The sequence below is a fragment of the Clostridium sp. genome, assembly GCF_016650095.1.
Lineage (GTDB): Bacteria > Bacillota > Clostridia > Clostridiales > Clostridiaceae > Clostridium_AD.
This window is the reverse complement of the sequence record NZ_JAENWL010000152.1, coordinates 1-7924: the sequence shown is the minus strand read 5'-3', so window position 1 is coordinate 7924 and position 7924 is coordinate 1. Positions and strand designations below refer to the sequence as shown.

The 7924-nt window shown below is 30.9% G+C and carries 7 protein-coding genes and 1 pseudogene; 3 read left to right on the top strand and 5 right to left on the bottom strand.

Annotation, left to right across the window (positions count from 1 at the left end):
- Window positions 1-365 (top strand): ketopantoate reductase C-terminal domain-containing protein (locus JJE11_RS10270; protein ID WP_291635219.1); only part of this gene is annotated, 365 nt, incomplete at its 5' end.
- A 153-nt stretch (window positions 366-518) separates the two neighbouring features.
- Here the strand turns inward: JJE11_RS10270 and JJE11_RS10265 are convergent.
- Window positions 519-2138 carry a diguanylate cyclase gene (locus tag JJE11_RS10265; RefSeq protein WP_291635217.1) on the bottom strand — a complete coding sequence of 540 codons (1620 nt, stop codon included), beginning with the start codon at window positions 2136-2138 and terminating at the stop codon, window positions 519-521.
- Window positions 2139-2263: 125 nt separating this feature from the next.
- Between JJE11_RS10265 and JJE11_RS10260 the strand changes: the two genes are divergently transcribed.
- The gene (locus JJE11_RS10260; protein ID WP_291635215.1) at window positions 2264-4777 is read left to right on the top strand and encodes an EAL domain-containing protein; all 2514 of its coding nucleotides are present in this window, start codon (window positions 2264-2266) and stop codon (window positions 4775-4777) included.
- A gap of 64 nt (window positions 4778-4841) precedes the next feature.
- Here JJE11_RS10260 and JJE11_RS10255 read toward each other — a convergent pair whose 3' ends face one another.
- The 4 genes from JJE11_RS10255 to lipB all read right to left on the bottom strand — a co-directional run bounded on the left by JJE11_RS10255 (window position 4842) and on the right by lipB (window position 7706).
- Window positions 4842-5114, bottom strand: coding sequence for a hypothetical protein (locus tag JJE11_RS10255; RefSeq protein ID WP_291635213.1), 273 nt, complete (start codon window positions 5112-5114; stop codon window positions 4842-4844).
- 693 nt (window positions 5115-5807) lie between these two features.
- Window positions 5808-6029, bottom strand: a complete 222-nt coding sequence (locus tag JJE11_RS10250) for a DNA-directed RNA polymerase subunit alpha C-terminal domain-containing protein (RefSeq protein WP_291635212.1) — start codon at window positions 6027-6029, stop codon at window positions 5808-5810.
- Window positions 6030-6169: 140 nt separating this feature from the next.
- Window positions 6170-7018 carry a lipoyl synthase gene (gene lipA / locus JJE11_RS10245; RefSeq protein ID WP_291635221.1) on the bottom strand — a complete coding sequence of 283 codons (849 nt, stop codon included), beginning with the start codon at window positions 7016-7018 and terminating at the stop codon, window positions 6170-6172.
- Window positions 7008-7706 carry a lipoyl(octanoyl) transferase LipB gene (lipB, locus tag JJE11_RS10240; RefSeq protein WP_291635210.1) on the bottom strand — a complete coding sequence of 233 codons (699 nt, stop codon included), beginning with the start codon at window positions 7704-7706 and terminating at the stop codon, window positions 7008-7010. The genes lipA and lipB overlap by 11 nt, the downstream gene beginning before the upstream one ends.
- 95 nt (window positions 7707-7801) lie before the next feature.
- Between lipB and JJE11_RS17760 the strand changes: the two are divergent.
- A pseudogene (locus JJE11_RS17760) lies at window positions 7802-7924 on the top strand (EAL domain-containing protein); the annotation flags it as partial.

Below are 7924 nucleotides of genomic sequence, written 5' to 3'. Positions count from 1 at the left end.
GAGATGCTTTGCAGAAATTTTCTTATGTGTCAGCAATGGCAGCTTGTGGTTTATATTATGGAGCAGAAGCAGCAGCTATGCAAAAACAGGGGGAAATCAGAGATACTTTTATTGCATTAATTAAGGAAATTGATGCTCTGGCTGTAGCTATGGGGATTTATTTTACGATAGATATAGTACAGATTAATTTAGACATTCTGGATAAACTGGCACCTACGGCATCGACATCCATGCAAAGGGATATTGCTCAGGGGAAAAAATCAGAACTTGACGGGCTTATATTCGAAGTAGTTCGTATGGGAGAAAAATATGGAGTACCTGTGAAAACATATAAGAAGATAACAGAAAAATACCCAGTTAAGTAGACAATACAACGATATCAACTTAACGAGGTTTAATTTGAAAAATCGTAATACCCGCTTGAAATCTTTGTATCTGACATTTAGCATAATAACCAAAGCTTGGATATACAGATAATAAAAGATATGAAATTAGGAAAAACTGATATAAATAATCCTCTAAATCTTCTCGAGACAAACATGATTTTTTATCTTTTGCTTATGTTTATACATATTTTTATCAGCTTTTTTAAACAACTTGTTATAATCTAATCCATCTTTGGGAAATTCTGAAATACCAAAGCTCACACTACCTATAATTGTATTTCCTTCATATATCAATGGATTAGTCCTAAAGTTCTCGTTTATATTTTCTAATTTAAGGTACAAAACCTCTAATTCTACACCGAAGAAAATAGCAGCAAATTCATCTCCACCGAGTCTACCTAAGATATCGGTATCTTTAATTGTAGATCTTAATCTATCAGCAAAGTCTTTTATTAATTCATCTCCCGCAAGATGTCCGTAAGTATCATTAACAACTTTTAAATCATTTAAATCAAACATTGCCATGTAAAAGCTTTGACTTTTGTTTGTTGCATTTTTAACTGCGTCATAAAATAACTGATCAAAATATCGCCTATTACAAAGAGTTGTAAGTCCATCATACCTAGATAAAAAAATAGTTTCCTCATAAATCTTGAATTTACTAATACCAACTTCAATTTGATATTTAATATAATTCATTACTTCTAAATCGGATTCATGAAAAGCATTATTTTCAGTACTGTCAATGTTTATAAAGCCGTATAAATGGTTGTCAAATACGATAGGGGTAGCAATGGAAGACTCAACAGTAATTGCAAGAGAACTTTCTAAGAGCTTTGAATATTTTATCCAATCCACTTCATAATCATCATTTATAAGAACTGCTTTATCAATTTTTACTTGCGAACGTTTCCAAAAGTCTGTGTATTCATTCCAATCGAACTTTTGAATATCATTAATTATAATAGGATTATCTATTTTGCCGTTGTTTTTTTTATAATAAAAAGAATCTGTTAAACTAATGCTAAATTTTTTACATTGTTCAGTATCATAGCCCTTACTAGCGATAATATTCAAATTTTCATTTTTATCAAAAACTAAAACACAACCAGCATCTGCAAGCTCAATAGAATCTGTAATTTTATCTAATACAAGATTACAGATTTCAACTATATCGTTATTATCAATAATAATTTTATTTATTTCGAGAATTGCTTGATTTAAATTTAAGTTCCTCTCATTTGATTTTTGGGACATTATTAATTTTGTAATATCATTCATAGTTACTACAATATTTTTAGTATTGAAAGTATTATCCTTAGTGAAAATAATCTCATGTATAAATCCATTATTACTATTAACCATAGATTTATATGTTATCATATCCTCATTATTTATAAAATGTTTATCTGCTTTTAAAATTATATCTATAATTTCGGTAGGGCTTATCTCAAAGACTGGATGACCAATAATTTCTTCTTTCTTTAAACCTAAATATTGAGCAAAAGCTAAATTACAATAACGGTAGATATTATTTCTATCTTTGTAGAAGATTAAGTTCGTGCTTGTTTCTATGATATTTTGTATAATATTAAAATTTTCACTAATAAACAATCTATTACTAAAATAATTATATATGTTTTTAATTTTTCTTATACCTCTAACCATATGAGATGTATTATTTGTTTGTTGCATCAAATTCACTCCCTTTTCACTAGAAACTATTCTACAAATACACTTAAATTCCTTCATTTTTTATTTTCCCAATTGTATTTTAAAGTGCAGGGATAGAATTAGTAAGAAAAAATGGTATAATCTAAGTAAGTCGATTTATTACAATGAAAATAAAGATGAAAAAAGAATAAGAGGTGCATAAAATGAAGGTATGTCTTTTCAAAACACTTTCTTTCTTTAAGAGCATAAGAAGTCGGATAATACTTTCTATAGCACTAACAGCTGTTATAGCCTCCTTATTAGTTGGATTTTTAAGTACAAAATTCAGTACAACAACCATAGAGGATGAGGCGAATCAGAAGCTAAGCTATATGGCAAAATCCTATGCCAATTTTTTGGAAGGATATTTTAGTGAAGTTTCAAAAATAGTAAATATATTGGATTACGATTTGGTAAATAATATAGATAAATCCAAAATCCATGATGATAAATATATGGAGGAGTTAATAAAACGTATTGAGCCGACAGTTAAAATGCAAGCTCAGAATTCTTCACAGGGAAAAACTGCATATGTATATTTTAATCCTAAGCTTACGGGCAAGGTGCATGATGTATATTATGCAGATCAAGATGGAGATGGTAATGTTGAGCGGCAAAGCGTAGTGCCTATGGAATATTATACTGATAATTTCAACAGTACTGAGGATAAATCGTGGTGGTTCACACCTGTTTCTACACATAGGGATTATTGGGGTAAGCCTTATAATTGGAAGATGGATAATGGGAAAGTGGTAGAATTTATGTCCTATACAAGGGCTATATATCTGGAGAATGAACTCCTGTGTGTGATAGGTAGTGATTTTACATATGATAACATAAGAGAAAAAATAGATAGTATAAAAATATATAAATCTGGTTTTGCATTCCTTCTTAACAGTAACTATGAGATAATATCCCACCCATTATATAGTGGAAATAAAAATATTGCAGATATTAATAAAGACCAATTTAAACAAAGTATTGATAATTCGAAAAAAGATGATGCATCTATAATAAAGTATAAATCCTCTGATGGCAGTAAAAAGGTAACATCACTGGCAAAAATGAGTAATGGTTGGATTATCGGGATGACGGCAGATGAGAAGGAAATACTCAGTAGGATGATTTCTTTAAGGGGATTTCTATATATTTTAATAGGAATTCTATCAATACTTTCAATATTACTATCCCTTCGTTTGGGTAATATGATATCAAAACCCATAATTGCGATCTCGAACATAGTTAGAAATGTTGGAGATTCAAATTATAGAGTTGATATCCCTGGGGAATACTTGCAGCGAAAGGATGAAATAGGAATACTTTCGGTATCAATAAAGACAATGAGTGAGAAGATTACTGATGATATTGAAGAAATAAACCATCAGAACAATATACTTAAGTACGATGCACTGACAAATGCAACAAATAAGGATTATTTCAGACAGTTGGTAAATATATACATTGATGATACTAAGCAAAGTATAAATAATGCAGCAATGATGATAATTAATATTGATAATTTCAGGGTAATAAATGAAACCATGAGTTATGATACAGGGAATATGCTTCTGTGCGAAATATCTAGGAGATTATTTTCAAATATTAGCGAATTAGATTTACTATCAAGAACAAATGGAGACGAGTTTACCATATTTTTTAAAAAAATAGAGGATTTGAAGGATATGACACATAGAATTGATAAGATTTTTTTATTATTCAATAATCCGTTTAATGTATATAGTGAAGAAATTTTTGTATCAATAAGTGCTGGAATAAGTCTTTACCCAGATGATAGTTGCTACCATGATGAACTCTTTAAAAATGCAAGCTCAGCAGTGAATCATGTAAAATCAAATAAAAAGAATAGGTATGAGTTCTACCAAAGGAGTATAAATAAAATAACTACAGAAAATTACGAGATTATTAATAATTTAAGGTATGCACTCAGCAGGGATGAATTTGAATTATATTATCAGCCACAGATAGATATTCAAAAAAATATGTTTATAGGAGTTGAAGCACTATTAAGATGGAATAGCCCCAAGGGAAGCATACCCCCAAGTAAATTTATTCCCCTTGCAGAAGAAAGCAATATTATAATACCTATTGGAGAATGGGTTTTAAGTGAGGCCTGCAAAATGGGCGTTAAATTAATAGATTTGGGCTTCCCGATTAAAGTGGGAGTTAATATTTCGGCTGTACAATTTAAAGAGACATATCTTGTTGAATTAATAGAAAATATATTCAAGGAAACTGGTCTTCCACCAAGTTTTCTTGATATTGAAATAACGGAAAGTATTTTAATGGATAATAGTATTATTACAGCACAAATACTTAAGAAGCTTAAAGATATGGGGATAGGATTATCCATTGATGATTTTGGTACAGGATATTCATCACTTGCATATCTGAAGAATTATGTTGTAGATAAACTGAAAATAGACAGATCATTTATAAAAGATATACCCTATAATGATGATGGAACAATTGCAAAAACAATAATAAATCTTTCAAAGGGTTTAGGGATAAAAGTAATTGCTGAAGGTATAGAAGAAAAGGAGCAACTTGAATTTCTTCTAAAAAACGGTTGCGATGAAGTTCAGGGTTATTATTATTCTAAACCGATTCCAGAAGATGAGATTATTGCCTATATAAGAGGATTTGACACCAAAAACTGATAATAGAAGAGGTTATAAGTTTTGTACTTATAACCTCTTCTATTATCATAAGAGTAAATATCTTTTAATATCTATCAATAAGTCTTTTTAGCGATTCATTAAATGCATCATCATCCTCTATACTTGCTTCGTCGGGACCTACTTGGGTTATATACTTATTCAGATTTAGTAATGCTATTATATCGTTTGGATTTATATTGTCTATATATTTAGCTATAGCCATTTTAATTATGTTAGCTCCAGGCGCTTGAGCAAGGTCTATGTTCTTTTCATTAGATACTTGGTACCATACTGCTATTCTTAACTTGTCTATTGCGGATTGTATAGTAATGGACATTTAATATTCCCCCCTTTAAAACATATGGTTTAGAAAATAGATTTTTGTATTTATTAGTATTAATGTTAATTATGCTTTATGAATTTGATATATTACTACTTAACAATTTATTTTATGCAGTATAGTATTATGTTATGTACAGGCTGTGCAAGTTGATGGGAATTGCCATTTCGAGCAATGCCGAATTAATGGAGAACTTAATAAAATTAGGGATGAAATCGCTATTAAAGGTGGTCATGAGCTTTGAAACCGTTCTAACCACATACATTTTATAGATATGGTTATATTATTGCTGGAATATCTATTTTTAAGAGGCAAAATATTTTTTATAAGGGAGGATCTTACAATGGCGCATATAGACAAAAAAATAACCAAGAAAGTAAATAACTTGGTCAAAAGACAAAGAGTGAATTAGACAAAATGAATGTAGAAGCTGCTAATGAAATAGGATTATCTAAATTATCTAAATTATCTAAATTATCTAAAAAATATGGGAAAGATAAAAATAAGTATTCCTAAATAGCATAAGGGAGCTGTAATAAGACATCTCCTTTCTGCTATCTTTATGCCTCTTTGCAAATACCTGAAATTTTCATTGGATTTACTCTTTCGAAATATTTTATTTACTTCAACTCGATTGTGTCCACATTTCTTAGCGCAATGTAGATAATCGTCCGATAGCGTCACAATAATTTAATCTTCTATTTTGAAAGAAAGACCATGTTCAATAAGTTTCCTTTTGATTATTGTAAGTGCCCTAGGTCCGAATCCATGAAAAGCAATCATTTCCTCTTCTTTATACTGAGTTAACTGTTCTAATGTTTCGATTCCTGCCCTTTGTAGTACTCTTTGAGCAGGTTGACTAATTTTATCTGAATTTATTAAAATACTAACTAGTAAATGTTCATTGCTCATGATTTTCTCCTTTATATTTAACAGATTTATATATTTATATAATAGCATAAATAAATTATTGTTTATTAATCAAAACAAAATAAATAGATAGATCAGTTATAAAAGATATACCGTATAATGATGATGGAACTTTAGGGCTATTATTTAAAAGCCTCTCCTGCATGGTATGAGCTTCTTACTAGAGGAGCCGATGCAACATATTTGAAACCCATTTCTTCAGCCTTCTTTTTATAAATACCAAAAATCTCTGGAGTTACATATTCTATAACTGGATGGTGTTTCTTAGACGGAGCCAAGTATTGGCCAATTGTAACTATTTCACATCCAAATTCACGAAGATCATAAAGTAGCTCAATGACCTCATCTTGGGTTTCGCCTAAACCTACCATAAGGCCTGATTTTGAATAAATATTGGCATCCATCTCTTTTACCCTCTTCAGTAGTTCCAAACTGCGATTATAATTGGCCATAGGCCTAACCTCAGGGTAAAGCCTTTTTATAGTTTCTATATTATGGTTGATTACCTTTGGCTTGGCATTGACCACTTGGTATAGAGCATCCATATCACCCTGAAAGTCTGGGATAAGAACCTCTATGGCAGTACTCGGAGATACTTCTTTTACCGCTTCTATAACCTTTGCGAAATGTCCAGCCCCTCCATCGGAAAGATCATCCCTTGTTACTGATGTGATTACAACATGTTTTAAACCAAGTTGTTTTACTGCTTCTGCTACATGGAACGGCTCCTGTATATCTACATTTGTAGGTGTATTTTTACTAACAGTACAAAACGTACAATTTCTAGTGCATTCCCTTCCAAGAATCATAAAGGTGGTTGTCTTATTACTAAAACACTCCATAAGATTAGGGCAATTTGCTTCCTCACAAACTGTATGAAGGTTGAGCTTTCTCATCATATCGATTACACTATGAAGTTCAGCGCTACTAGAAATTTTTATTTTAAGCCAGTCCGGTTTTCTATTCTCCAACATATAAGTTCCCTACCTTTTTTAAAAATATTTTTTTATCTATAATTTGAGGCTTCACACTAAATAAATCACTAAAATGCTTAATAATATGGTTTATAGCAATGTCAATGTCCTGTGATTCCCCTAACAATTTTTCCAGAGAAGTTACTCCTTTATCTGTAAAACCACATGGATTAATCAATTTGAAATGCTCTAAATTAGTGTTTACGTTTAAGGCAAACCCGTGCATTGTGACCCATCGTTTAACAGCGCAGCCAATGGCCGTAATCTTATTATTTCCAACCCATACACCAGGAAATCCAGGCTTTCTATCTGCAATCAGCCCATATTCTTCCTTTATCAACCCAATTGAGGTCTCTTCTAGCAGTCTAACGTAGTTTTTCACATCTTTGCCAAAATGATTCAAATTTATAATAGGGTAAGCAACTACTTGTCCAGGACCATGATAAGTTACATCTCCACCTCTGTTACTTCGGAAAACACCAACGCCCATTTCATGGAGTACATCCTCTTTTACTAGGATATTGTTGTCCTTTCCATTTATCCCTACAGTTAATACAGTTGGATGTTCTAATATCAAAAGAACATTGCCTATTGCTTCCTGCTGACTCAGTTTAAGAATCTTCATCTGTAAATCATAGGCTTCCTGGTATTCAATCAATCCAAGTTTTATAACACTCAAATCCATATAATTAACAACTCCCTCTTAACATTTATTATTACATAATTAATTATAGCATCAAATTAACTGAATGTTCTATTATTTTTTTTGCGAAGGGGTATGGAGCGGAAGCATCCAAGGATGATTTTGGTACAGGATATTCATCACTTATGTATCTGAAAATTTATGTTGTAGACAAACTGAAAATAGACAGATCATTTATAAAAGATATACCGTATAATGAT

Excerpts from the sequence above, each read along its gene's own strand:
- JJE11_RS10265 (WP_291635217.1), bottom strand. The coding sequence starts at position 2,138 with ATGAAGGAATTTAAGTGTATTTGTAGAATAGTTTCTAGTGAAAAGGGA.
- JJE11_RS10260 (WP_291635215.1), top strand. The coding sequence starts at position 2,264 with ATGAAGGTATGTCTTTTCAAAACACTTTCTTTCTTTAAGAGCATAAGA.
- JJE11_RS10255 (WP_291635213.1), bottom strand. The coding sequence starts at position 5,114 with ATGTCCATTACTATACAATCCGCAATAGACAAGTTAAGAATAGCAGTA.
- lipB (WP_291635210.1), bottom strand. The coding sequence starts at position 7,706 with ATGGATTTGAGTGTTATAAAACTTGGATTGATTGAATACCAGGAAGCC.
- JJE11_RS10250 (WP_291635212.1), bottom strand. The coding sequence starts at position 6,029 with ATGAGCAATGAACATTTACTAGTTAGTATTTTAATAAATTCAGATAAA.